This is a genomic window from Neorhizobium sp. JUb45 (assembly GCF_004343585.1).
GTDB lineage: Bacteria > Pseudomonadota > Alphaproteobacteria > Rhizobiales > Rhizobiaceae > Neorhizobium.
On the sequence record NZ_SLYW01000005.1, the window covers coordinates 363,828 to 389,610 of the forward strand.

A 25,783-nucleotide genomic window follows, 5' to 3' on the forward strand; every position below is an offset into this window, starting at 1 on the left:
GGTTCACTCCTCCATAACGCCGGCACGACCCATCAGACCACGCGGCAGGGTGAGCAGCACGACGACTGCCACAAGATATATGATGATCTGGTCGATGCCGGGAATGATCGCCTTCACCTCGTTCATCGAGGCAAAGGATTGCAGGATGCCGAGCAGAAAGCCGGCCAGCACCGCGCCACCGAGCGACCCCATCCCGCCGACCACGACCACCACGAAGGAGAGGACCAGGAATTCCATGCCGATATGATAATCCGGCGGCAGGATCGGCGTGTACATGACGCCGGCCACACCGGCGACCACCGAGGCGAGGCCGAAAACGACGGTAAAGCGTCGCTCGATATTGATGCCGAGCAGGCCGACCGTTTCGCGATCACGCATGCCGGCACGCACCACCATGCCGTAGGTGGTGAAGCGCAGGAAAGCGAAGACGGCGCCGATGATGGACAGCGAGAAGAACAGATAGATCAGCCGCCACCAGGGATAGGGCAGACCATTGCCAAGGCCGATCAACTCGCCCACGGCGGCGGTGCCGCGAAATGCCGCCGGCGCCGGTTGCGGGATCGGGTTGGCGCCAAAATAGTGCTTGATGATTTCCTGAATGACGATTGCCAGACCGAAAGTGACAAGGATCTGTTCGGAATGCGGGCGCTTGTAGAAATGGCGGATGATGCCGCGCTCCATGGCGATGCCGAACAGAAGCATGACCGGTATGGCAAGCAGGATGGCGGCCGGCACGGAATAATCGACCAGAAATTTTCCACTCTCGCCGAGCCACGCTTCCACATAGGGCTGACGCACTTCCATGGGCGAACCCCAAGGGGTGGTCTGGCTCGGATCGATCGTCACCGACTGCAACGTCAGAAGCTTGTTGAAGCCGACAGCACAGAAGGCGCCCATCATGAACAGCGCGCCATGGGCGAAATTGACGACGCCGAGCGTTCCGAAAACAAGGGTTAGACCAAGCGCGATCAGGGCGTAGGCGCCGCCCTTGTCGAGCCCGTTGAGGATTTGCAGCAGTATCGCGTCCATGAGACCGCCATAAAATGAGGATTGCGACAGGCCCGCCGGACGCTTTCGCGCCCGACGGTCGATATCCGGCCATCAGGCCCGGATCAGACGATGATCAGCACTTCTTGGCGTCGGCCGGGCCGAGATCACCGCCAAAGATCTTGGCGTCGTAAGTGACATCCTTGGCGGGGATGACTTTCTTGACCTCGAGAAGATCGAACTTGTCTTTTGGCGCGGCCTTGCCCTGCACGACGAGGATGTCCTTGAAGCACTGGTGGTCGTCTGCGCGATAAAGGGTCGGGCCGTTGCCGAGGCCGTCGAAATCGAACCCTTCCAGCGCCTTGATGACTTCCGGAGCATAGAAGGTGCCGGCACGTTCGCAGGCATCGGCATAAAGCAGTGCCTGCACATAGCAGGTATGCGCGGCCTGCGACGGCGGGGTACCGTATTCCTTGCCGAACGACTGGGTGAAGGCCTTGGTGCCCGGGTCGGTGAGTTTCCAGTCCCAGTTGGCAGTGCCGTAAATGCCCTTGATCGCCTCGCCAGCGCCCTGTGCCATCAGTTCGGAGAACAGCGGCACGACGATCTCGAAGGATTTTCCGTTGACCTGCTTGTCGCGCAAACCGAACTGCACCGCCTGGGTCAGCGAGTTGATCATGTCCTTGCCGTAGTGGTTGAGGATCAGCACATCGGCGCCGGAATTGAGAACCGGGGTGATGTATTGCGAATAATCGCCGATGCCGAGCGGCGTCCGCACCGCCTTGACGGTCTGCCAGCCGAGCTTTTCGGTGGCGGCCTTCATCGATTCTTCCTGCGTCCAGCCCCAGGTGTAATCGGCCGTCAGGTGATAGGCCTTGCGGTCAGTGCCATAGGCTTCGCCGATGACGGGGCCGAGACCGATGCCGGACATGTAGGCGTTGAAGAAATGGCGGAAACCGTAACGTTTCTTGTCCTTGCCGGTCGTGTCGTTGGAATGGGTGAGGCCTGTCATGAAGATCACGCCGAGATCTTGGCAAAGGCTCTGCACGGCAACGGCTTCAGCCGATGACGAACCGCCAGTGATAACGACAGCGCCGTCCTTTTCCACCATGCGCTTGGCGCTGTCGCGCGCCGCATCGGCCTTGGTCTGGGTATCACCGGAGACGAAGGCGACCTTCTTGCCGAGAATGCCGCTGCCCTTCAGCGCCTTGGACGAGAAGGTCGGCAACATGCCGCCATCGCCCTCGCCATTGAGATGTTTCACGGCCAGCTTGTAGGCCTTGAGCTCGTCCTGTCCCTCGTCGGCGTAAGGCCCGGACAGAGGCACGTTGAAGCCGAAAGTGACGGTGTCGCCGGTCGGCACGTTGCAGGACATCTTGTCCTGCGCATAGGCACCACGAACGAAATGCATCGGAGCTGCCAGTGCAAGACCGGACAAAGCGCCGGTACGCAACAGACCACGACGGGTAACGATAATGTTGGACATGTGACTCCTCCCAAAGTCGGTGAAAACGTTGCACCCCTCCTCAAGAGCGCAGGACCAAAGGCTACCCTCAACCCGGATTTAGCCAATCCAACATTGGTCTTACGACTATCGTCTAGAAAAACCCGCCTCTGAAGAATCCGGGCAAACCGGATTTGCGACACATTATCAAATTCAGGCTCAGGCAAGCCTCGGTGCATAGGTTCCGGCACAATCGGGTGAGGACAAGGCTGCAGCTGCACATCTAGAGGCTGTGCAAGGCCAAGGCAGAAACCTGATTACGCTTCGAAAATTCATATTTCGTTCGATTTAGCCCGGGACCTGTTCACATGACTTCGATCGTTTCAAATCTGAGCACGAGCCAGATCAGATCCCTGTCGACGGCATCCGTCGCCGCCTGGTCGACCGAAGACGTGGCATCGCTTTCGACCAGCCAGATCAATGCATTATCCTCGGCCCAGATCGCCGCACTGGACAAGGAGGATGTCGAAGTCCTCGGCTCCCAACAGCTGCGCGCGATCTCGCAATCGGCAATCGTCGGCCTGTCGCTGGATCAATTGGCCGTGCTCGATACGCATGCGATCGAAAGCCTGACATCCGCCCAGGTCGCCGCGATGACGGCCTCGCAGATCGGTGGCTTCTCGACACTTCAGGCGGAAGCACTGACGGAATCGCAGGTCAGCGCGCTCACCTCCGCACAGCTCGCAGCGCTCGGTCCAGAAGAACTCGCCACATTCTCGACTTTGGACATGGCGTCGATCGGCAGCAAGGCAATCGTTGGCCTGACGACTGAAACCATGGCTTCGTTGACGACGGCACAGATTGCAGCCCTCAATCCCAAATCGGTCGGCGCTCTGACCACCGGTCAGGTTTCAGCTCTGGCATCCACGCAGGTGGAGGCCTTGACCGCAGCACAGGCCAAGGAACTGACGGCAACCCAGCTCGGAGTGCTGGGGGCCGCAGGTCTCGCCACATTCTCTGCAGACGAAATCGCCGTTCTCAGCGGTAACGCGATCGCCGGCATGAATCCTGCAGTGCTTGCCGGCCTTGGTTCCGACCAGATTGCCGCACTGACAACTGTTCAGATCAATGCGATCAAGGCGTCGCAGGTATCACCGCTCGGCACCGACTTCATTGCCACGCTGTCCACCAGCCAGATCGGCGCATTGAATACCGGTGCTGTCGCGACGCTGACGACGACACAGATTGCAGCCATGAGCAGCGCTCAGGTCGAGGCTCTTTCTGTGCCGCAGGTCAAGGCGCTGAGCTCGGCGCAGGTTACGGCCCTCGGTGCGGACGGCATTGCCACGTTTACAACGGCTGAAATTGCCGCCCTGTCCAACAAGGCGATACAGGGCCTGACGGACGAGGCCATCGAAAATCTGACACCGCAGCAGATCGCGGCGTTTAGCACCAGCGCGGTTGCCGCGCTGACCACGGCCCAGATCAAGGCCATGTCTCCGACCCAGATCGAAGCGCTGACGATTGTGCAGGTCAAGGTCCTGACATCCGCGCAGCTTTCGGCGCTAGACGGTGACGATATTGCGAGATTCACCAACGCGGAAATTGCCGCCATCAGCAACAAGGCGATTTCCGGTCTGACGACAGAGGCTCTTGCTGAGCTGTCACCCACGCAGATCGCTTCGATCAGCACCATCGGCATCACCGGCCTGAGCACGTTGCAAATCAAGGCTCTTACCACCGCCCAGGTCGATGCACTCTCGGCAAGCCAGATAAGAGTTCTGACCTCGGGGCAAGTGGCCTATCTGACCAGCGAACAGATCGAGACCTTTTCTCCCGACGAAATCGCAGCAATCAACATCAAGGCGTTGGCAGGCCTCGGCAGTGCCGGAGTTAGCGCTTTCTCGACCGCACAGATTGCCGCGCTGACGTCAGCACAGGCAAGCGCACTCAGCACCATCCAGATTGCGGCGCTCTCCACCGCGCAGGTTGACGCGCTGAGTACCACCCATTTCCGCGCCATGAAAAGCACACAGATCGCGGCACTTGGCGCCGACAACATGGCAACGCTTTCCGAAGCGGAGATTGCATCGATTGCCAGCAGTGCGGTGGTAGGCCTTACAACGGCTGCCGTCGCTGCGCTGACGACGGCGCAGATCGCAGCCCTGACCACAGCCCAAATTTCGGCGCTGACGCCCGCTCACATGACGGCGTTGACGGTTGATCAGGCCGAGGCACTGACGCCTGCCCAGGTGAAAGCGCTGACGTCCAAGCAGATCGCTGCGCTGGGAAATGACGATATCGCGACATTCTCGACCGACGATATCGCCTCCATCACCGCCCGTGCCATGCCAGGCCTCAGCACAGATGCCTTGGTAGCACTTTCGTCCGCACAGGTGGCCGCTCTCGATACGAGCGCCATCGCGGCCCTGAAGGCGAACCAGATCGCGGTGATCGATACGGACTTCATTGCCGCACTATCAACGAAGCAGATTGCGGCACTCAGCACGACAGCCGTCGCACGCCTGAGTACCGGGCAGATCGATATCATGAGCAACGCCCAGCTCGAAGCGCTGTCAGTGAACCAGATCAGGGTGATGACCTCTGACCAGCTGTCCGTGCTCGACAGGAACGATATCGCGACATTCTCGACAGCCGAGATCGCGGCACTCTCCTCCAGCGCCATCTCCGGTCTTGGCCCGGAGGTTTTTGGCAGCCTTTCCACGGCACAGATCGCAGCCCTGAGTGCCGGCGCAGTAACCGGCCTGACATCCGATCAGGTCGCAGCGCTCAGTACGGCACAGGTTGATGCCTTCACGATCACCCAGATCAAGGCGATGACGGCGAACCAGGCGATGGGACTTGGCGCCGACGATATCGCTACTTTCTCGACGGCAGAAATTGCAGCGCTTAGCAACAAGGCCGCCGCAAGCCTCGGCACCGATGCTTTCGCCGCACTGTCTTCGGCGCAGATCGGAGCGCTGAGCACGACTGCGATAGCCGGACTGACTGTCGATCAGATCGATAGGCTTTCCAGCGCACAGCTGGCAGCTCTTTCTCCAGCTCAGATCAGGTCCCTGAGTTCCACACAGCTGGCGGCTCTTGAACCGGAAGATATCGCGGCATTTTCGACAACCGGTATTGCAGCAATCAGCAACAGAGCCATTGGTGGCCTCAGTGCGGCTGCGATGGCGGCACTCTCGACTGCACAGGTCGCAGCGCTGAGCACGCTCGCCATCACAGGACTGAGCACCACCCAGGTTGAAGCGCTCGGCAGCGAGCAGATTTCTGCGCTGTCGACCGCACAGATCAAGGCCCTCAACGCATCGCAGGTCGGCGCCCTCGGCGACGACATCGAACTTCTCTCCGCCGCGCAGATCGCAGCGCTCAGCGCCACCGGACTGGTGGGCTTGAGCAGCCAGCAGATTGAAGCCTTGAGCACCGCGCAGGTTGCCGCATTGACCACGGCGCAGATCGCAGCGCTGAGTTCCAAGCAGATCGCTGCCTTCGAGACCATCGATCTTGCCGCTCTCACGACCGCCCAGATTGCATCCATCAACACGAGCGGCATTCAGGGCCTGACCTCTGACCAGATCGATGCACTCGGCACCGGCCAGATCGCAGCATTGACGACACGGCAGATGAATGCGCTGAAATCGGCACAGATCGGCGCGCTGGGAACCGACGATATTGCCGCGCTTTCGACCGCGCAGATCGCCGCATTGAGCTCTTCCGGCATCAACGGTCTGAACTCCCAGCAGATTGCAAGCCTGACGACGGCCCAGGCCGAAGCATTGACCAGTGCGCAGGTGGCAGCCCTGACGTCCAAGCAGCTCGCCGTGCTGGGGCCGGACGAAATCGCCCAGTTCTCCAGCAAGGACATTGCCGCCATCACGCCCGGCGTCATTGCCGGTCTGCCGACCGAAACCATCGCATCACTGTCGACAGGACAGATCGCGGCGCTCAGCACCGCTGGCATTGGCGGCCTGACGACACGCCAGATTGCAGCACTCAGCACCGCGCAGGTGGAAGCGCTCACAAGCGCGCAGATCGGCGCGCTCAACTCCGCCCAGCTTGCAGCGCTCGGCACCGACGATCTTGCGACATTCACGACGCGGGAAATTGCCGCCATCAGTGCCACCGCCATTTCGGGCCTTTCCACCGATACGCTGGCCATGCTGACCACCGGCCAGATCGCCGCGCTCAGCACTGCCGGCATCAGCGGGTTGACGACACGGCAGATCGCAGCACTCGGCACCGATCAGGCAGAAGCGCTCACCAGCGCACAGATTGCCGCATTCAGCGCCTCTCAGATAGCTGCCTTCGGCGCCGACGATCTTGCCACCTTCTCGACCCGTGAAATCTCCGTAATCAGCTCCAGTGCCATCGGCGGACTGACGGCGGAGACGGTGGCATCGCTGTCGACGGCACAGATCGCAGCGCTCAGCACCGCAAGCACGGCGGCGCTCGGCACCGACCGGATTGCCGCACTGACCAGCGATCAGCTGAAAGCGCTCACCAGTTCGCAGCTCGGAGCACTGACCTCCAGACAGGTCGCAGCACTCGGCACGGATGACATCGCCACGCTTTCCACCGGCCAGATCGCTGCACTCAGTGCCGGTGGCATTGCCGGCATGACCACGGATCAGATGGCCGCCCTCAGCACCGATCAGGCTGAGGCGCTGACCAGCACGCAGGTCGCGGCACTCAGTTCCAAGCAGGTTGCCGCACTGGGAGCCGATGATCTCGCCAAATTCTCCGACGAAGACATGGCGGCAATTACCTCTGGCGCGCTCGCCGGGCTCTCGACGGACGTATTGGCATCGCTTTCGACAGACCAGATCGCGGCGCTGAGCGCATCCGGCATCACCGGACTGACCACGGATCTGATTTCCGCACTCAGCAGTGCCCAGATCGAAGCCCTGACGACGGCACAGGTCCACGCACTCGGCTCGCGGCAGGTCGCGGCATTCGGTACCGACGATATCGCCGCCCTCTCGACGGCCCAGATCGCAGCTCTCGGTTCCGATGGTATCGCCGGCCTGTCGAGCACACAGATCGCCGCCTTGAGCACCACACAGGCCGAGGCACTGGTCAGTGCGCAGATTGCGGCCCTGCAGTCTTCGCAGATGGGAGGCCTGACACCCGGCGCCATCGACACGTTCACACCCGGAGAAATGGGCGCGATTACACCCGGCGCCATCGCAGGTCTTCCAACCTCCGCGATCGCCTCGTTGTCGACGTCCCAGATTGCCGCTCTCAGCGCAGCGGCCATAGCAGGCCTGACGACAGCGCAAATTGCCGCTCTCAGCAGCCATCAGATCGAAGCGCTGACCACGGCGCAGGTGGCGGCCCTGACATCGCGTCAGGTGGCAGCCCTTGGCACGGATGATCTTGGCGCACTTTCGACAGCCCAGGTGGCTTCTCTCAGCACTGCCGGTATCGGCGGCCTGTCCAGCACGCAGATCGCGGCACTTAACACTGAACAGGTCGAGGCGCTCAACGCCACCCAGATCGGCGCCCTGACATCGCGTCAGATTGCGGCACTCAGCGCCGATGCCATCGAGACCTTCACGACCGCCGAGATCGCGGCGATCAGTTCGATGGCCATTCCGGGTCTGGCAACCAGCGTGATCGCCGGCCTCTCTACGGAGCAGGTCGCATCGCTCAGTTCGGCTGGGGCTTCGGCACTGACCACCGACCAGATCGTGGCGCTCAGCAGCCATCAGGTGGAGGCGCTGACGAGCACGCAGATCGGCGCGCTGAACTCGCGCCAGATCGCCGCCCTTGGCGCTGACGATCTCGCGACCTTCACCACGGCCGAACTTGGCGCCATCAGCTCGAATGCCATCCCCGGACTTTCGACGGCCGCGATTGCCGGTCTGACGAACAGCCAGGTCGCCGCCTTGAGCACGGGCGGCATTGCCGGCCTGACCACAGCCCAGGTCGCCGCATTGAGCGTCGATCAGGTGGAATCGCTGACCACCGCCCAGATTGGCGCCCTTGGCTCGAAACAGGTGGCGGCACTGGGTGCCGATGATATCGCCGCGCTGACGACCGCCCAGATTGCGGCGATGAGCACAGGCGGCATTGCCGGCCTTGGCAGTACGCAGACAGGCGGGCTTACTCTTGAACAGGTCAACAGCCTGTCGACCAGCCAGATCGCGGCACTGACATCGGATGCATTGAGTGGTTTCAGCGTCGCGGCACTGGATGTGCTGTCTCCGGAAAAACTGGCGGCCATCAGCTCCACCGGCATGAAGGGCCTGTCGACCGCCTTCATCGCGACCCTGTCGGCCGGCGAGATCGCCGCCCTCGGTACATCGGGCATTTCCGGTCTCAGCAGCGACCAGATCCACGCGCTCAGCAATGACCAGCTGGATGCCTTGTCGCTTACCCAGATCGCCGCACTCGGCTCGTCCGGCCTTTCGGGCCTGACGACATCGCAGCTGACGACATTTTCGACCGAAGAACTGGCAGCGATCAACACCGCGGCAGTCCGCGGCCTGCCGACGGCCGTGGTCGCAGCCCTGACAACGGACGATATCGCAGCGCTGACGACCGGCCAGATGGCAGCACTCGGCTACAATCAGGTTGCCGCGATGACGACGACCCAGCTCGGTTCGCTGACGATGAGCCAAGTCGGCGCGCTGACGGCCATCCAGGCGGCAGCACTCGGTGCTGATGATCTTGCGGCATTTTCACCGGAAAACATCATGTCGCTCAGCTCGACGGCGGTCACCGGCCTCAGCACCGCGGTGCTGGCAGCCCTGCCGACCACGCAGGCGCAGGCCTTTACCGCTGGCCAGATCGGCGCGATGACCTCGGCGCAGGTTGCAGCACTCCAGAGAAGCGATGCCGGCAGCGTTTCCAGCTCCAGCACCTCGTCATCCTACTCGACAACGAGTTTTTCCTCCTATTCGGCAGACAACAGCAACGCCGCATCGGAAGCGGAAACGTCCGACACCAGCACACAGCAATCGGCCGATACCCAGTCCGACGATGTGGCTTCGATCATCTCCTCCTACCTCGCGGTCTGATACGCTCGAGAGGATGTAATAACATAAGCAGTGGCCAGATTTCCGATCAGGCCACTGCAGGCTTGCTTCGGGCAAGCCTGCCCGGTTACAGCGTTTCAACCTATCGCATGTGGTTGCAACGCCGGCCGTCAGGTCGCACAACGCGGGACCTGACATCATGGCCGCCAATTCCACTCCTCCGACGCTCGCCGACATTATCGAACTCGCGCGAACGCAGAAAATGACGCTGGCCGATCTCTTTCGGGTTGCTGAAGGGCGAAGTGCTGCCGGGCACAAGGCGGAAGCGGCGGAAATCTACAAGGCCTGGATCGCCTTCAACGACGGCAATCCGTTCGTGCATCTCGCCAGCTTCAACTATTCCGTCATCCTGCGTCAGCTTGGCGACGTCACCGGCGCCATCAACGCGCTGCGCAATTGCGTGACGCTGGACGGACGTTTTGGCCCCGGACACATCAATCTCGGCCGCGCCTATGAGGATGCCGGGCTTGCCGTGCAGGCGATCCAGCAATGGCGCAAATTCATCGAGCAGACTTCTGACAGCACGGCGGAACGTGTTTCCTACCGCCTGATGGCCCTGCAGCATGTCGGCCGTGTCATGGAAAATGCCAACCTGCTGGAGGATGCGGAGCAGACGCTCTGGCAGGCCATCGAGCTTCGGCCCGACAAGACGGAAGCGGGACAGCACTGGACGGCGATCCGGCAGCGCCAGTGCAAGTGGCCGATCATCATCTCCTCCGACCATGTGAGCAAGCGGCAGCTGCTCGATTCGATGTCGCCGCTGGCCTTGGGATGTTATTCCGACGACCCGATGTTCCAGCTGGCCAAGGCCTATCGCTACAACAAATCGCTGGTTGGCCGACCCGATATCAGTGCCTTTGCCCGCAAGACGGTAAAACAGAAGACCGGCACCGGCGAGCGCCTACGCATCGGTTACGTTTCCTCCGACCTGCGCGACCATGCCGTCGGTTTCGCACTGCGCGAAGTTCTGGAACTGCACGACAAGGCGAGTGTCGAGATATACGCCTATTATTGCGGTGATCCGGTTCGTGGCGATGCAACACAGACGCGGATGAAAAGCGCCGTCGACTGCTGGCGCGACATCGCCACGCTCTCCGATGAGGACGCGGCCCGCCAGATCGCCGCCGACGACGTCGACATTCTCATCGACGTCAACGGCTATACCAAGCACGCCCGCACAAAAATTTTCGCCTATCGCCCGGCGCCGGTCATCGTCAATTTCTGCGGTTATCCCGGCTCGATGGGCAGCCCGTTCCATCAATACATCATCGCCGACCCGTTCATCCTGCGGCCTGAGGACGAAATTTTCTATTCGGAAAAGGTGCTGCGCATCGCCTGCAACCAGCCGCTCGACCGTAAGCGCGAGATCGCGTCAGGCATCACCCGCGCGGATGCCGGCCTGCCGGAAGACGCTTTTGTATATGCCTGCTTCAACGGCATGCAGAAGATTACCGCCGATTGTTTTGCCCGCTGGATGAAAATTCTCGAGGCGACGCCCGGCAGCCTTTTGTGGCTGCTGGCCGGCGAGGACGAGGTCAACAAGCGTCTCATTGGCGAAGCGGAAAAATCCGGCATCGATCCCACCCGCATCATCTTCGCGCCCAAGGCACCGAACCCGAAACATCTGGCACGTATCGGTCTGGCCGACCTCTTCCTCGACACTTTTCCCTATGGCGCCCATTCGACGGCTGCCGACGCCATCACCTCCGGCCTGCCGATCCTGACCATGCCGGGCAAGAGTTTTGCCGCCCGCTTCTGCGGCAGCATCATCACCGCTGCCGGCATTCCCGAAATGACTTGTGCCACCCCGGACGAGTATGTGGAACGCGCAATCGGCTATTTCACTGATCGCAAGTCGCTCGCCAAGGTCAGAACCTCGCTGCAGAAACAGCGGGAGACCAGCGTGTTGCGCGATATTCCAGCCCTTGCCCTTCGGCTGGAAGAACTGTTCTGGCAGATGCAGGGTGAGGCCGAGCGGGGAGAAACACCAGTGCCGGACCTTGGCAATCTCGATACCTATTACGAAATCGGCGCGGAGATTGCCGAACAGATGGGCGAGTATGAAAGCGATGACGCCTATCGAGAGCGTTACCGACAGGCGCTGACGAACTGGGATGCATTTTCGCATGTGCCAAACGACAAGCGTTTCTGGCCAGCGATAGACGCCTGATCCTATCGCTGAAATTGCTAAAACGCCTTTTTGACAGGCAGAATCAAATTCTGCCTGTTTCTACGTCATTCAACCGGTTGACAAGCGGCGGAGTGCGCCGCAAAAAGTAGGCATAACAAGACCTACCGAACCAGGGGAACATGATGAAATCGACCATCCTGAAGATCGCCTTCGGGGCGATGGCGCTTGCCGCTTCGCTGACCGCTGCCACCGCGCAGGACCTCAAGCCCGTCAAGTTTTCGCTCGACTGGACGCTGCAGGGTAACCACGCCATCTGGGGCCTGGCTCTCAAGAATAAATATTTTGAGCAGAACGGCCTGAAGGTCTCGATGGACCGCGGTTATGGTTCGGGCGATACCGTCGTCAAGATCGCTGCCGGCGCCTATGACATCGGCTTTACCGACGTCAATTCGGTGATCAAGTTCAATGCCGAAAACCCGGATCGCAACGTCGTCGCCTTCTACCAGGTCTTTGACAAGACACCGAACTCGATCATCACGCTGAAAAAGTCCGGCATCACCAAGCCTGCCGATCTCGCCGGCAAGAAGATCGGTGCACCCGAAAGCGATTCCAGCCGCATGATGTTCGGTGCGTTTGCCAAGGCCAACAAGATCGATCCGGCCTCGATCAACTGGGTGTCGATGGCGCCAAACCTGCGCGAAACCATGCTGGTTCAGGGTCAGGTCGAGGCTATTTCCGGCTTCTCCTCCACCTCGGTCTTCAACCTGATTTCCGCAGGCGTGCCGCAGGACGATATCGTTGTGCTCTCCTATGCCGACAACGGTCTCGACCTCTACGGCAGCGTCTTGGTGGCAATGCCCGACTACATTGCCAAGAACCCCGACATCATCAAGGGTTTCGTCAAGGCGACGATTTCCGGCACGATCGACCTTTTGAAGGATCCGGCCGCCGGCATGACCGCCATGCAGGAAATCGAGCCGATGTTCGACACCAAGCTCGAAACTGCACGTCTGGCCTTCCTGATGGACAAGGGCGTTCTGAAATCGCCGGCCTTCGACAAGAACGGCCTCGGTTATGTCGATCCGGCCCGCATGGACCTGACCATCAAGACCAATAGCGATGTCTACAAGGTTCCGGCTCCGGCCGCAGCCAAGGTCTACACGACCGAGTTCCTGCCGCCCGCATCGGAACGCATGCCGCCGAAGTGATCGCTTCGCAAGCCCGGACGACAAGAGAAAAAACGTGATGAAAAACCTCGTGGAACTGGTGAACGTCAGCCTTTCCTATGGAAAGACGCTTGCCGTCTCCGAACTCAACATGGCTGTCGCGGCGGGTTCTTTCGCCGCGGTCGTCGGGCCGTCCGGCTGCGGAAAATCCTCGCTGATGAAACTGGTGACGGGCCTGATGCCCGCCACATCAGGCAGCGTGCTGATCGACGAACGAGAAATCGACGGGCCTGTCAGCATCGTCGGCATGGCCTTCCAGAACCCCAACCTTCTGCCCTGGCGCACGACGCTCGAAAACGTGCTCCTGCCACTGGAAGTGGTGCGTCCTGAGCGCCACCAGTTCCGCGCCAAGCGCAAGGAGTTCGTCGAGCGTGCCATGGATCTGCTCCGCATCGTCGGGCTGGACGGTTTTGCCGATCATTATCCGTGGCAACTGTCGGGCGGCATGCAGCAGCGCGTTTCGCTGTGTCGTTCGCTGATCCATCAGCCACGCCTGTTGATGCTCGACGAGCCTTTTGGCGCACTCGATGCCTTTACCCGCGAAGAGCTGTGGGACGTGCTGCAGACCATCTGGCTGGAGCGAAAATTCACCGCCATTCTCGTTACCCACGACCTGCGTGAGGCGCTGTATCTGGCCGACAAGGTGCATGTCATGTCGAACCGGCCCGGCCGCGTCGTGCGCTGTGTCGATACCGCCGAATTTTCCCGGCCACGCAACGAACGCACCTTCATCGATCCGAAATTCAACGAGAACGTCATGGAGCTGCGCGCTGAAATTCGCGCCCAGCGCCTGCCGATCGAAATCAAATCAGCCGCAGGTTCGGAGATGACGCCATGACCAAGTTCGAACGTCTCGGCTCCATCTTCCTGCCGATCCTTCTCGTCTTCATCTGGCAGGCTGCCTGCATCGGATTCAAGATACCGTCCTTCGTGCTGCCGGCGCCGACGGAAATTGCCGTGGCTCTCTGGGACAATCTCTACATCATCTGGTTCCACTCCAGCCAGACACTGCTGACGACTGTGATCGGCTTTGCCGTCGCCGTCATCTTTGGCGCAGCGCTCGGTATTCTCGTCGGCTCGTCGCGGTTCGCCTATTCCAGCCTCTACCCCATGCTGGTCGGTTTCAACTCGGTGCCGAAAGTGGCGATCGTGCCCATTCTGGTGGTCTGGTTCGGCATCGGCACCGTACCGGCCATTCTGACCGCTTTCATGCTGAGCTTTTTTCCGATCGCCGTGAATGTCGCAACCGGGCTGGCCACCATCGAACCGGAACTGCGTGACGTGCTGCGCTCGCTCGGTGCCAATCAGCTCGACATTGTCCGCAAGATCGGCATTCCGCGCTCGTTGCCCTATCTCTTCGCGTCGCTGAAAATCTCGATCACGCTCGCCTTTGTCGGCTCGGTGATTTCCGAAACACTGGCGTCCAATCGCGGCATCGGCACGCTGATGACGCAGGCATCGGCCAATTTCCGTGTGTCGCTGGTATTTGCCGGCCTCGTCGTCATCGCCGCCATGGGTATCGCCATGTACGTCATCTTCGCAATGATCGAGAAACGGATGACTGCCTGGGCCGTGCGCGGCACGACGTTCGGCGTCGGCGGCTGAGATAAAGACATCCCGAAAATGAAAAACCGGCGTCTCGCGGCGCCGGTTTTGTTGTGTCAGCGAGCCGCTTTCGAAACCGCCGCCTTCAGGGTTTCCTCGTCGTAAGGCTTGCCCAGCATCACCGCCCCCGGAATATTGTCGGGCACGGATGTGTCGCCGGTCGCATAGACCACACCGATTTCCGGCAGCAGCTCACGCGCCCTGATCGCCAGTTCATGACCGTTCATGTCCGGCAGGCCGAGATCTGTCACGAGAAGATCTATGCCGCCGCGCTGTAATACCGTCAGTGCCTCGCAGGCCGTGCCGGCTTCGAGAACCTGATGACCAAGTTCGGCCAGCATCTCGGCAGTGTTGATGCGGATCAGCGCATCATCCTCCACCAGAAGAACCGTCAGCGGCAGCATCGAGGAAGCCGGTGCGGGATTTGTCGTCGTCGCCATTTTCGGCGCCGATGCCATCTGCTGCTGTTTCTGGTTGGCGATCAGGTGACGCAGCCGGCGAGCCAGCGCTTCACGCGTATACGGTTTGGAAAGAAGCTCGACGCCGGCATCAAGCTTGCCGCCGTGCACGATCGAGTTTTCCGTATAACCCGACGTGAACAGCACGACGAGATTGGGCAGGCGTTCCTTGGCGCGGCGCGCCATCTCCCGGCTCTTCAGCGGCCCCGGCATGACGACGTCGGTAAAGATCACATCGATCGGGATACCGCTTTCGACAACAGTCAGGCCGGCCTGCGCGTCACGCGCAGTGAGAACGCGGTAACCGAGATCGGCCAGCGTTTCGACCACGGTGGCGCGAACCTCGTCATCATCCTCGACCACGAGCACGGTTTCAGTACCGCCGACGATCGGGCCGTTCTGGACGACGATTTCCCGATCCTCATCGGCAACGGCGCGCGGCAGATAGACACGAACGGTCGTGCCATGGCCGACCTCGCTGTAGATCTTGACGTGGCCGCCCGACTGCTTGACGAAACCATAAACCATGGACAGGCCGAGACCTGTGCCCTTGCCTTCCGGCTTGGTCGAGAAGAACGGCTCGAAAACCTTCTCCATGATGTCGGCACTCATTCCGGAGCCGGTATCGGTGACGGCAATCATCACATACTGGCCGGGTTCGACCTCGACATGCGCCCGCGCATAATCCTGATCGAGCGACGCATTGCCGACTTCGATCGTCAGCTTGCCAGTGCCCTGCATCGCATCGCGTGCATTGATGGCGAGATTGAGAACCGCGTTTTCCACCTGCGTCGGATCGGCATAGGTGTTCCAGAGACCGCCGGCGGAAATCACTTCGACTTCGACGGATTCGCCGATCGAGCGGCGCAGCAGATCTTCCATGCCGTTGAGGAAACGGCCGACATTGATGACCTTTGGCTCCAGCGCCTGACGGCGCCCGAACGCGAGAAGCTGGCTGGCCAGCTTGGCACCGCGACTGACACCGGCCATGGCATTGGTGACGCGGCGTTCCGCGCGTTCGTTGCCGGCGACATCCTTGGCAAGAAGCTGGAGATTGCCCGCCACGACCTGCAGGAGGTTGTTGAAATCGTGCGCAACGCCACCGGTCAGCTGGCCGATGGTTTCCATTTTCTGGGCCTGTTGCAACGCCTTCTGCGAGACCATCAGCTCGTGCGTACGCTCTTCGATCTTGTGCTCGAGCGTGGCGTTGAGTGTCGCCAGCGCCTCTTCATTACGCTTGGAATGCTCGATATCGGTATTGGTGCCGATCCAGCGCAGGATGGCACCACTGGCATCGCGCACCGGCACGGCACGAACCACATGCCAGCGATAGGCTCCATCCTTGCGCAGAACCCGGTATTCGGTCTGCAGGATCTGGGCCGAAGCAAGCGCCGTCTGCCATGCGGCGAGCGCCGGCGGCAGGTCATCCGGATGCACGAACGGCCTGATGCTTTCCGTCAAAGAACCTTCGGGAACGCCGAGATATTCGTAAACACGATCATTGAACCATGTCGTCTGCCCGTCGGGATTGGCAATCCAGATATGGTTGAGGACGGATTGCGAAAGCGTGCGGAATTCGGCCTCGCTGGCGCGCAGCGCATTTTCTGCCAGCTTCTGCTCACTCCTGTCCGAAAACAGGATGGCGACATTGCCGGATTCCGGCCCATCGACCGGAAAAGCCTGCACGTCATAATATTTGCCAAGCGCTTCGGCGGCATTTTCAAATGCAACTTTTTCCTGCGTACGGGCAACCTGACCGTAGATATCGAACCAGCGCTGCTCATGATCGGGCGCGATCTCGCGCATACGGCGACCGACACTGTTGAGGATACCTGTCTGTTTCTCGAATGCCGAGTTGACCTCGAGAAAAAGGTAATCGACAGGATTGCCGTTTTCGTCCCAGATCATCTGAATGACGCAGAAACCGTCATCCAGTGTCTGAAACAGCGAGCGGTAGCGCTCGTCGAATTGTGCAGCAGAGCGCTCGGCCTGGCGCCGGGCGGTGATGTCGAACAGCATGCCCGGAAACCGGATCGCCTGACCGTGCTCATTCTCGATCAGACGACCGCGGGCGGCGACATCGCGGATAGATCCATCCGCATGATGCACCCGATACTCGCTGCGGAACGGTTCTCCGCTGGAAAGCGCATCTGCTATCTCGGTCGATACACGGGCCCGGTCAGCGGCATGGATGTTGAAAACAAACGATTCAAGCGGCAGGCCAGTTGCTGCGGCATGGGGATCGACCCCGAATGTTTCGGCAAAGCGCCGATCAGTGACCACCCGGTCGTTTTGCAGATCCCAATCCCAGGAACCGATGACGTCGGTATTGGCGAGTGTCAGTTCAAGCTGTTCCTGCATGGCCAGCCGATCGGCCGCCCGAAGCGTGATGACGGTCCCACCGTTGGGCGCTGGAACCGATGTCGCGATCAGGTGTACGACCCGGCCATCGAGCGCAATGAATGATCGCTCGGCATCACTGCGCAGATCGTCATATCGTTTTCCCAGCACATCCTCTTCCAGATAGCCGAGAAGACGCCGCGCGCCTTCGGACCAGCCGGTGACTATATTGTCGGAATCGATGAAGACGAGCGGCGGGGAATTCAGAGTATCCATGGACAGGAAAACTTGACACCAATATGTGGAAATAGCTCGGCGCTCATACCACCCGGTGATCACGCGTACAACTGCACTACCGATCACACCTCAGCAACGGTAAAGAAACGTCGTTAAACCTCCGGTCTCGAGGAGACCCTGCTCTCATACCGGATCGATACTTTTGGCGATGCGCTCAGCAACCGCGTGTGCCTGCACGCGAATATCGGGAACGGCAGTGATTTCCCAGAATTGCCCGGCCGTCAGGCCACCGACGGCGTAAAGACCCTGCTGCGCCCGCCCGCCGCCGTCGCATACCTGCGAAACATTATCGACGACGATACCGAGACCGAGCCGATCCGGCCGCAGCAAGCCACCTTCCTGCATCGAAAGCAGCAAGGGCGAGTGTTTGAGGCCCGCGCGTTCCATGCCGGTACAGTTGACGACGCGGTCGACGGCAAATTCCTTTATGTCCGAACCGCCGCGCTTCCTGAAGCGCAGAACGACACGCTTGTCATTCTGCTCCATGCTTTGCAGGTAACCGGCGTGAACGGCCACCGTGCCCGCGTTCAGAAGAGCCTCGAAGCGCTGGCGCACCGGCGGTGCCAGCCTGTGCCGATGCACATTCCACCAGGCCAGTGCATGCCGCAGGAAACGCGAACGCTGTTCCTCATTCAGGGATTGCCACAGCGATTGCGTCAGGGGCCGCAGACCGTCCATGACGACACGCCAGTCTGCCGCATCTCTGGCCTGTGCGCGCAGGGCATGGAGAAGCTTGCTGATTGCCCGCGTTTCGGGCAGTTGCGGTGGCGACGGTGTCAATCCGACAGTGGCGTGCGAATGCGGCACAAGGCCCCGGCGGGACAGGACCTGGATGCGGCCCTTATGCCCTCGTTCACGCAGTGCCAGCACCTGATCGATCATCGTCAGGCCCGAGCCGAGAATACAGATATCCTCCTCCGGCTCCACATGTGACAGCCAGTTGAGACGCCAGGGGTTTTCGACGATACGGTCGCCGGCGTCGTTCTGGTGCGAGACGGGCAGGTCGGCATTGCCGAGGCCAAGACAAAGAATGACCGCGCTAGCATCCAGACTGCTGCCGGTTGCCAGCTCGAAAGAATACCCCCCATCAACGACCCGCATGCATCGTGTTGCCTTGGCCCTGATAAAATCGAGCCGGACATCCTGTCGACGTTCGCGCAGGAGCGCCGCAAAGCGGTCGCGCAGATAAAGCCCGTAATCACCGCGTGAGGCAAACGCGTTCGCTTCTGCCGGGCGGCCACGGTCGCCCAGCCATTGCCGGAAATCATCCGGAAGATCGCAAAATACACTCATGCGTGCGGCGGCGACATTCAGGCGGTGCAGATGGAATTCAGTGCGATAGGCCGTGCCGCGGCCGAAACCGGCATCGTCGCCAACCACGGCGATGGAGGTACCGGCCGGCATTTCCCTCAGAAGGTTGATCGTTACGGCGATGGCCGAAAAGCCGGATCCCACAACAACGACATCGTAAACCATCGGCTCTCCGTCATTTTCCGGTTGCTGATGGCCACCGGATCGGGACCATGCTTTCACACCATTCTTGCATGAAGCATAGAACGCGTGCCGGGCTGTTCAAGGTGAAAGATTTCGACAACAGCTTTCACCGAACCCGCAATCTCAATCGCCGTCTTCTTCGTGCGCCTTGCCCGGAACATCGGGATTGCCTTCCGCACGGTCGCGATGCAGCGCTGCACGGGCCAGCAACATCAGCGTCACCGGTGTCGTCACTGTCACGAAAATGCCGATGAGAATCTCATGCAACACAAAGCGCTGTGTCGACAGGGTAAAATAGATCATCGAGGCCAGCATGATGCCGCCGATACCCCAGCTCGTGCCGAGTGTCGGCGCATGGATGCGCTCATAAAAAGTCGGCAATCGCAAAAAGCCGATCGCGCCGATCAAGGTCAGCGAGGCCCCGACGATCAGAAAGAAGGCGACGGCAATCGCACCCCATAGGGGAATATCGACAACAAGACCCATTATTCGATCACCTCCCCGCGCATCAGGAATTTGGCAAGAGCGACAGTCGAAACGAAGCCGAGCATGCCGATGACGAGTGCCGCTTCGAAATAGACCACGCGGCCTGTACCGATGCCAAAGGTTACCAGCAGCAGCATGGCACTGACATAAAGCGTATCCAGCCCGATGATACGGTCCTGCGCACGCGGCCCACGAAACATCCTGAGCGAGGCAATGGCCATTGCTGCACCGATCATCAGCTGGGCAATCGATACGGCGGTGAAAATGATGATTGCACTCATGCGAATATCTCCATCAGGAGTTTTTCGTACCGGTTCTTGACCAGATCGATCCATTCATTCTTATCAAGCAGATCGAGGACATGCAGAAGAACCGTCCGGTCGTGCTGATCATATTCAAGCCATGCCGAACCCGGCGTGCTGGTGAGAATAATGGCGAGTACGGCAAGCGCCGTGCGATCCTCAATCTCCAATGGAATGGTCAGGAACCCCGGCCGGCGCCCTTTGCCTCTGCCGAAAAGCAAAACACCGGCAACGGCGATGTTGGACCGGATGATGTCGAAAAAGACGATGGCCACCAGCTTGGGTATGAGATGCCATTTGCGGATCTTTGGCTTGTCGGGCCTGAGCGATGCCATCGCCCATGACGCAAAGACGGCAACAAGTGTGCCCAGAATGAACTGTCCCGGCGTGAAACCGCTGAGCAGAAGCCACATCAGAATCAACGAGGCGGTGAGAAGAGGATAGGGCAGCATCAGTTCGCACCCTCCACCGACACCTTTGTCTGATCATCATAATCCGTGATCACGGTCGCGTTCCTGACCGCATCGATATAGATGGACGGATTGGCCAGCGTGCGAATGGTTGTGTCCATGTACTGCATCGCCGGTCCAGCCTGAACCGTCAGCACCAAAGTCAAACCTAGCAGGAACATGACCGGCACGATTTCGATGACAAGAACCCGTGGGACAGTGCCCTCGATCGAACTCCAGAAGGTGCGGATGCCGGCACGCGTCATCGCGATCAGCGATGCAACGCCGGAGAGGATGACCAACGCGACCAGCGTCCAGACAGCCGCCGTGGGCGGCACACCGATAGCGCCGGTGCCCATCATGGCCGAAAGCATGGCAAACTTGGCAACGAAGCCGGAAAGCGGAGGAAGACCCGCGAGAAGAATGCCGCAGGCGGCAAAGCAGGTGCCCAGAATGGCCATGGTGCCGGGCATGGTGACACCATCCCCCTCTTCTGGCTCATCCTCATCCGCATCGCCATAGGCTTCCATGGTGACCGCCAGAACGTTGGCTCCGGCATCCTGACCGCGCTCGACAAGCTCGATCAGCATAAAAAATGCGCCGATCGTCAAGGTGGAGCTGACGAGATAAAGAAGCGCACCGGATGATACAGCGCCATCATTGATGCCGAGAACCATCAGCAGCGTTCCCGAAGACACCAGCACGGAGAAACCGGCCAGACGCCCCAGCGCCTGTGAACCGAGCACACCGACCGTTCCGAAAATCAGCGTGGCGATGCCCCCGTAAAGCAGGACATTTGCGCCGAAACCGGCCGAAGGGCCGTCGCCGAACAGAAGCATGGTCAGTCGCAGGATGACGTAAATGCCGAGCTTGCTGAGAATGGCAAAAACACCGGCGACAGGCGCGGACGCCGCATTATAGGCAGTCGGCAGCCAGAAGCAGAGCGGCCACATGCCGGCCTTGATCAGGAAGGCGATACCGAGAACACCCGCGCCGGCCTCCATCAGCATGCGCCGGTCCGGCTCGATATTCGGAATGCGGGCAGCCAGATCCGCCATGTTGAGCGTGCCGGTCGTGCCGTAGATCAGGCTGACTCCGATCAGGAACAGCAGCGCCGCCGCCAGATTGACGGCGATATAGTGCATACCCGCCTTGACGCGCAAAGGCCCGGAACCATGCAGCAGCAAGCCATAGGATGCCGCCAGCATGACTTCGAAGAAAACAAAGAGATTGAACAGATCGCCGGTGAGAAACGCGCCATTCACGCCCATTAGCAGCAGCTGGAACATGGTGTGAAAATGCGCACCCACCGTGTGCCAGCGCGCCAACGAATAGACCAGCGCCGCAAGACCGAGCAACGACGTCAAAAGCAGCATGAGCGCCGACAGCGCATCAAGCACCAGGACGACACCGAATGGCGCCATCCAGTTGCCCAGCAGATAGACGCCTTCGAAATCGTTCGGGCCACTTTCTATGCGGAAGAGCACGAAAGAGATGACGACCAGCAGCAGCGCCGCTGCAAGGCTGACGAGCCCTTTCGCCATGCGGCTGCGTTCATCGATGAACAGCAGGATGGCGGCGGCGGCAAGCGGCAGAAGGACGGGTGCTATGATGAGATGATGTGCCCAGCCGTTCACTTGCGATCCCCCCTTCCGTCGACGTGGTCGGTGCCGGTCAGGCCGCGAGACGCCAGCAGCACGACGAGGAAAAGCGCGGTCGTGGCAAAACCGATGACGATGGCGGTCAGCACAAGTGCCTGCGGAACCGGATCGGCCAGCGCACCCGTCGCTACATCATCGGTCAGCAATGGCGGCACATTGGTCTTGACGCCACCGACACCGAAAATGAACAGGTTGACGGCGTAGGACAGCATTGAAAGCCCGACGATGACCTGATAGGTGCGCGGGCGCAAAAGCAGCCAGACACCACATGTGGTCATGACGCCGATGGCGATGGACAGGATGATTTCCATCAGGCCTCTCCTCCCTTGGCTTTTTCAGCGTCGTTGGCCCGCAAACGATTGATACGAACCGACTGGTGCGCCAGTGCCACGAGGATCAGCACCGTCGATCCGACAACCAGCAGGAACACACCGAGATCGAAGAACAATGCGGTGGCCGCCGGCATTTTCCCGATCAGCGGCAGTTCGATATAGCGCGAATGCGAGGTCAGGAACGGATAACCGAGGAACCAGGCGCCGATACCGGTCAGCATCGCCGTCAGAAGACCCGCCCCCATCCAGCGCAAGGGCAAAATACGGATGCGATCTTCCGCCCAGCGCGTGCCGCCTGCCAGATATTGCAGCAGAAACGCGATCGACAGCGTCAGGCCGGCCGAAAACCCGCCGCCCGGAAGATCATGCCCGCGCATGAAAATGTAGACTGCGAAAGTGATCAGGACCGGGAACATCCACTGCATGATGATGGAGGGGACCAGCAGATATTCACGCACCGTATCGCCGGCGGAACGCTCCGGGCGTTCCTCATCGAATCGGTTCTGGATAAGCTGCTGCTCCGGCATGCTCATGCTGTCGGCTGCCGGACGGAAACGACGCAGAAGCGAATAGACCGTAAGCGCCACGATGCCGAGGACGGCGATTTCGCCCAATGTATCGAAACCGCGGAAATCGACGAGAATGACATTGACGACATTGCGTCCGCCGCCCTCGCTATAGGCGTTTTCAAGGAAATAGGTGGCAATAGCGTCCGGAACCGGCATGGTCATGACGGCATAGGACACAAACGTCATGCCGATGCCGCAAACGATGGCAAGCGCCAGATCCCGGAAGCGCCGGAAGCGCGCACGTAATGTGACCGCGTCATCGACACCCTCGTTCCGTTTCGGCAGCCAGCGCAGACCGAGCAGGATAAGGACGGTCGTCACGATTTCCACCAGCAACTGGGTCACGGCGAGATCGGGAGCGGACAGCCAGACGAATGTGATGCAGACCGTGAGGCCGACGCCGCCCAGCATGACCAGAGCCGCCAGACGGTGGTACTTGGCCATGAAGGCCGTGCCGATCGCCAGGCAAATGCCGATCAGCCAGACGACCGCAAACATCGGATCGACACCTGAAAAAGCAAAGGGACGCGGTTCGAAACCGGACAGGGTGAGTGGCAGCATGCCGGCGAGAAAACCGGTAAACACCACCCAGCGCAATTGCGGCTGCAGTTTTCGCGTCCCAAGCCGCTGTTCGGCCAGACGCGCCCAGCGCCAAGAGACTTCGACAAGGATACGCTCGAAAATGCGCTGACCGCGCAGACGGCGGAAGACAGGCGGGCCATCCGCGCAGGATGCCAGATAGCGGCGAAGGATAAAATAGATCGCCGCACCGGCCACCAGCGCGACCATGCTCATCACCAGCGGCAGGTTAAAACCGTGCCAGATCGACAGGCTGTATTCCGGCGTATCCGCGCCCAGCACGCTGGTAACAGCCACATGCAGGAACGGCCCGATGGAGAAAGACGGTACGATGCCGACGATCAGGCAGATCACCACCAGAATTTCGATCGGGAAACGCATCCAGCGTGGCGGCTCATGCGGCGCGGGTCTTGGAAGATCGGCCGGCGGGCTGCCGAAAAATACGGTGTGAATGAAGCGTAGCGAATAGGCGACGCTGAAGGCACCGGCCAATGTCGCCACATAAGGCAGGATACGATCGAGAATGGAATCGGCATGCGTTTCCACCGCCTCGGCAAAAAACATCTCCTTGGAGAGAAAGCCGTTGAGCAGCGGCACGCCGGCCATCGCGGCGCTCGCCACCATGGCAAGCGTGCCGGTAATCGGCAGGAATGTATAAAGCCCGCTTAGCCGTCGCATATCGCGCGTGCCGGTCTCGTGATCGATGATACCGGCTGCCATGAACAACGACGCCTTGAACGTGGCGTGGTTGACCATATGGAAAATCGCCGCCACCGTTGCCAACGGGCTGCCGAGACTGAGAAGCGTCGTGATCAGCCCAAGATGGCTGATCGTCGAATAGGCAAGCAGACCTTTCAGGTCCTGCTGGAACATCGCAAAATAGGCGCCGAGCAGCAGCGTGATGATACCGGCCGCACCCAGAATGAAGAACCATTCGTAGGTCCCGGCCAGCGCCGGCCAAAAACGGGCGAGCAGAAACACACCCGCCTTCACCATCGTGGCCGAATGCAGGAAGGCTGAAACCGGCGTGGGTGCCGCCATCGCATTGGGCAACCAGAAATGGAAGGGAAACTGCGCGCTCTTGGTCAATGCGCCCAGCAGGAAGAAGATCAGCGCCATCAGGTAGAGTGGGTGATTGCGGATGATATCGCCCGATGCCAGGATCTTGTCGAGATCGTAGCTGCCGACGATATTGCCGAGCAGAAGCACGCCGATCAACAGGCAGAAGCCGCCGATGCCGGTAATCGTCAGCGCCATACGGGCACCGTCGCGGGCCGCTGCACTGTTGTGCCAATAGCTGATGAGCAGGAACGAGAAGATACTCGTCAGTTCCCAGAAAACCGAGAGCAGGATGACATTGCCGGAGATGACGATGCCCAGCATCGCGCCCATGAATGCGAGCAGAAAGGAGAAGAACCGCGGTACCGGGTCATCCTCGGACATGTAATAACGGGCATAAACGACGACGAGAAAGCCGATGCCGCTGATCAGGACACAGAACAGCCAGGCAAAACCATCCATCCGCAAGGCAAAGTCGAGACCGAATTGCGGAAGCCATTGCAACTTGGCGCGAAGGATCTCACCTCTAGCAATCGTCGGATAGGCGGCGGCCGATGCGCCAAAACAACCGAGTGCCACAACCCCGGAAATCAGCGAGGGCAGGCTGCGCGAGGAGCTCTTCAGCAGCGCAGCAGACAGCAGGCTTCCGACAAAGGGCAAGACCAGCAGAAGGGCAAGAATGGTTGGCCCTGTCGTTATCCCAATGTCCTGTTTCCTTTTCGGCTCCGGCAGAGATCTGCCCAGCAGAGTATTGCAAAAGCAACACTGGTCGGCGAATCAAAAATGCCATATATGAAAGATATTGACCAATATGGGCAGCTTTAAACGATGGGTCAAGGCGACTACTGCAAGATATTGACCCCCGCTCTGTGTCGGGCCGCTCGGGGTTATCTCGACTGGACGCAGATGGATCTCGCCGAGCGCTCAGGCGTGTCTCGCAGCACGATCCGGGACTACGAAGGCGACCGTCACGACGTACACCGCGCAACGGAAGCGCAACTGCGTCTGGCATTCGAGACCGCCGGTATCGCGTTTGTCCGCATGGAAGGCGATCAATTTGGCGTCTGTCCGAAAGCGGTGAACTGACGACGGCAGAAGAAAGCTGCGCCATTTTCCAAGCGTCGTTTGGCGGAGGGCAGACCACCTGTTTTGAGCGCACGCGTTGCTTTGATGCGCTTGTATTTTGGCTATTTGTTTTTTGGGAGATTTTATTGGTTGCGGGGGCAGGATTTGAACCTGCGGCCTTCAGGTTATGAGCCTGACGAGCTACCGGGCTGCTCCACCCCGCGACGAGCACAAACCGAAG

At 60.1% G+C, this 25,783-nt stretch carries 16 protein-coding genes and 1 tRNA gene; 6 read left to right on the forward strand and 11 right to left on the reverse strand.

The annotated features are described in order from the left end of the window. Positions 1 to 3 precede the first annotated feature (3 nt). Both EDF70_RS21020 and EDF70_RS21025 read right to left on the reverse strand, forming a co-directional pair. The gene (locus EDF70_RS21020; RefSeq protein WP_132277550.1) at positions 4 to 1,029 is read right to left on the reverse strand and encodes a branched-chain amino acid ABC transporter permease; all 1,026 of its coding nucleotides are present in this window, start codon (positions 1,027 to 1,029) and stop codon (positions 4 to 6) included. A 94-nt stretch (positions 1,030 to 1,123) separates the two neighbouring features. After that, positions 1,124 to 2,473 carry a substrate-binding protein gene (locus tag EDF70_RS21025; protein ID WP_132277552.1) on the reverse strand — a complete coding sequence of 450 codons (1,350 nt, stop codon included), beginning with the start codon at positions 2,471 to 2,473 and terminating at the stop codon, positions 1,124 to 1,126. Positions 2,474 to 2,799: 326 nt separating this feature from the next. On the opposite strand from EDF70_RS21025, the gene EDF70_RS21030 reads away from it, so the two are divergent. The 5 genes from EDF70_RS21030 to EDF70_RS21050 all read left to right on the forward strand — a co-directional run bounded on the left by EDF70_RS21030 (position 2,800) and on the right by EDF70_RS21050 (position 14,451). Then, positions 2,800 to 9,471 carry a hypothetical protein gene (locus EDF70_RS21030; RefSeq protein WP_132277554.1) on the forward strand — a complete coding sequence of 2,224 codons (6,672 nt, stop codon included), beginning with the start codon at positions 2,800 to 2,802 and terminating at the stop codon, positions 9,469 to 9,471. Between the two features lie 157 nt (positions 9,472 to 9,628). Beyond that, positions 9,629 to 11,659 (forward strand): glycosyl transferase, encoded by a 2,031-nt coding sequence (locus EDF70_RS21035; RefSeq protein WP_132277556.1) that lies wholly within the window; start codon positions 9,629 to 9,631, stop codon positions 11,657 to 11,659. Between the two features lie 143 nt (positions 11,660 to 11,802). Next, positions 11,803 to 12,828, forward strand: coding sequence for an ABC transporter substrate-binding protein (locus EDF70_RS21040; protein WP_207908281.1), 1,026 nt, complete (start codon positions 11,803 to 11,805; stop codon positions 12,826 to 12,828). A gap of 37 nt (positions 12,829 to 12,865) precedes the next feature. Then, positions 12,866 to 13,684, forward strand: coding sequence for an ABC transporter ATP-binding protein (locus tag EDF70_RS21045; protein ID WP_132277560.1), 819 nt, complete (start codon positions 12,866 to 12,868; stop codon positions 13,682 to 13,684). After that, positions 13,681 to 14,451, forward strand: a complete 771-nt coding sequence (locus EDF70_RS21050; protein ID WP_132277562.1) for an ABC transporter permease — start codon at positions 13,681 to 13,683, stop codon at positions 14,449 to 14,451. The genes EDF70_RS21045 and EDF70_RS21050 overlap by 4 nt, the downstream gene beginning before the upstream one ends. A gap of 56 nt (positions 14,452 to 14,507) precedes the next feature. Here EDF70_RS21050 and EDF70_RS21055 read toward each other — a convergent pair whose 3' ends face one another. From EDF70_RS21055 to EDF70_RS21090, 8 genes are all read right to left on the reverse strand, one after another. Then, positions 14,508 to 17,525 (reverse strand): PAS domain-containing protein, encoded by a 3,018-nt coding sequence (locus tag EDF70_RS21055; RefSeq protein WP_132277564.1) that lies wholly within the window; start codon positions 17,523 to 17,525, stop codon positions 14,508 to 14,510. 144 nt (positions 17,526 to 17,669) lie between these two features. Beyond that, a complete protein-coding gene (locus EDF70_RS21060; protein ID WP_132277566.1) occupies positions 17,670 to 19,022 on the reverse strand; it encodes an FAD/NAD(P)-binding protein in 1,353 nt (450 codons plus the stop codon). Between the two features lie 141 nt (positions 19,023 to 19,163). Further along, on the reverse strand, positions 19,164 to 19,526 hold the full coding sequence (gene mnhG / locus EDF70_RS21065; protein ID WP_132277568.1) for a monovalent cation/H(+) antiporter subunit G: 363 nt from the start codon (positions 19,524 to 19,526) through the stop codon (positions 19,164 to 19,166). Then, positions 19,526 to 19,807 (reverse strand): K+/H+ antiporter subunit F, encoded by a 282-nt coding sequence (locus EDF70_RS21070; RefSeq protein ID WP_132277570.1) that lies wholly within the window; start codon positions 19,805 to 19,807, stop codon positions 19,526 to 19,528. The genes mnhG and EDF70_RS21070 overlap by 1 nt, the downstream gene beginning before the upstream one ends. Further along, entirely contained in the window at positions 19,804 to 20,280 is a 477-nt protein-coding gene (locus EDF70_RS21075; protein ID WP_132277572.1) for a Na+/H+ antiporter subunit E, read from the reverse strand. Before EDF70_RS21075 ends, EDF70_RS21070 begins: the two co-directional genes overlap by 4 nt. Then, positions 20,280 to 21,914: a monovalent cation/H+ antiporter subunit D gene (locus tag EDF70_RS21080; RefSeq protein ID WP_132277574.1), complete on the reverse strand. Its 1,635-nt coding sequence runs from the start codon at positions 21,912 to 21,914 to the stop codon at positions 20,280 to 20,282. Before EDF70_RS21080 ends, EDF70_RS21075 begins: the two co-directional genes overlap by 1 nt. Then, on the reverse strand, positions 21,911 to 22,249 hold the full coding sequence (locus EDF70_RS21085; protein ID WP_132277576.1) for a Na+/H+ antiporter subunit C: 339 nt from the start codon (positions 22,247 to 22,249) through the stop codon (positions 21,911 to 21,913). Before EDF70_RS21085 ends, EDF70_RS21080 begins: the two co-directional genes overlap by 4 nt. After that, the gene (locus EDF70_RS21090) at positions 22,249 to 25,158 is read right to left on the reverse strand and encodes a monovalent cation/H+ antiporter subunit A (protein ID WP_348639728.1); all 2,910 of its coding nucleotides are present in this window, start codon (positions 25,156 to 25,158) and stop codon (positions 22,249 to 22,251) included. The genes EDF70_RS21085 and EDF70_RS21090 overlap by 1 nt, the downstream gene beginning before the upstream one ends. 147 nt (positions 25,159 to 25,305) lie before the next feature. Here EDF70_RS21090 and EDF70_RS21095 point away from each other — a divergent pair, with 147 nt between their 5' ends. Further along, a complete protein-coding gene (locus tag EDF70_RS21095) occupies positions 25,306 to 25,563 on the forward strand; it encodes a helix-turn-helix transcriptional regulator (RefSeq protein ID WP_132277580.1) in 258 nt (85 codons plus the stop codon). Between the two features lie 126 nt (positions 25,564 to 25,689). On the opposite strand, the gene EDF70_RS21100 is transcribed toward EDF70_RS21095, so the two are convergent. Then, positions 25,690 to 25,766, reverse strand: a tRNA-Met gene (locus EDF70_RS21100). Positions 25,767 to 25,783 lie beyond the last annotated feature (17 nt).

Coding starts and splice junctions, on each gene's coding strand:
- EDF70_RS21020 (WP_132277550.1), bottom strand. CDS start 1,029: ATGGACGCGATACTGCTGCAAATCCTCAACGGGCTCGACAAGGGCGGC.
- EDF70_RS21025 (WP_132277552.1), bottom strand. CDS start 2,473: ATGTCCAACATTATCGTTACCCGTCGTGGTCTGTTGCGTACCGGCGCT.
- EDF70_RS21030 (WP_132277554.1), top strand. CDS start 2,800: ATGACTTCGATCGTTTCAAATCTGAGCACGAGCCAGATCAGATCCCTG.
- EDF70_RS21035 (WP_132277556.1), top strand. CDS start 9,629: ATGGCCGCCAATTCCACTCCTCCGACGCTCGCCGACATTATCGAACTC.
- EDF70_RS21040 (WP_207908281.1), top strand. CDS start 11,803: ATGAAATCGACCATCCTGAAGATCGCCTTCGGGGCGATGGCGCTTGCC.
- EDF70_RS21045 (WP_132277560.1), top strand. CDS start 12,866: ATGAAAAACCTCGTGGAACTGGTGAACGTCAGCCTTTCCTATGGAAAG.
- EDF70_RS21050 (WP_132277562.1), top strand. CDS start 13,681: ATGACCAAGTTCGAACGTCTCGGCTCCATCTTCCTGCCGATCCTTCTC.
- EDF70_RS21055 (WP_132277564.1), bottom strand. CDS start 17,525: ATGGATACTCTGAATTCCCCGCCGCTCGTCTTCATCGATTCCGACAAT.
- EDF70_RS21060 (WP_132277566.1), bottom strand. CDS start 19,022: ATGGTTTACGATGTCGTTGTTGTGGGATCCGGCTTTTCGGCCATCGCC.
- mnhG (WP_132277568.1), bottom strand. CDS start 19,526: ATGGGTCTTGTTGTCGATATTCCCCTATGGGGTGCGATTGCCGTCGCC.
- EDF70_RS21070 (WP_132277570.1), bottom strand. CDS start 19,807: ATGAGTGCAATCATCATTTTCACCGCCGTATCGATTGCCCAGCTGATG.
- EDF70_RS21075 (WP_132277572.1), bottom strand. CDS start 20,280: ATGCTGCCCTATCCTCTTCTCACCGCCTCGTTGATTCTGATGTGGCTT.
- EDF70_RS21085 (WP_132277576.1), bottom strand. CDS start 22,249: ATGGAAATCATCCTGTCCATCGCCATCGGCGTCATGACCACATGTGGT.
- EDF70_RS21095 (WP_132277580.1), top strand. CDS start 25,306: ATGGGTCAAGGCGACTACTGCAAGATATTGACCCCCGCTCTGTGTCGG.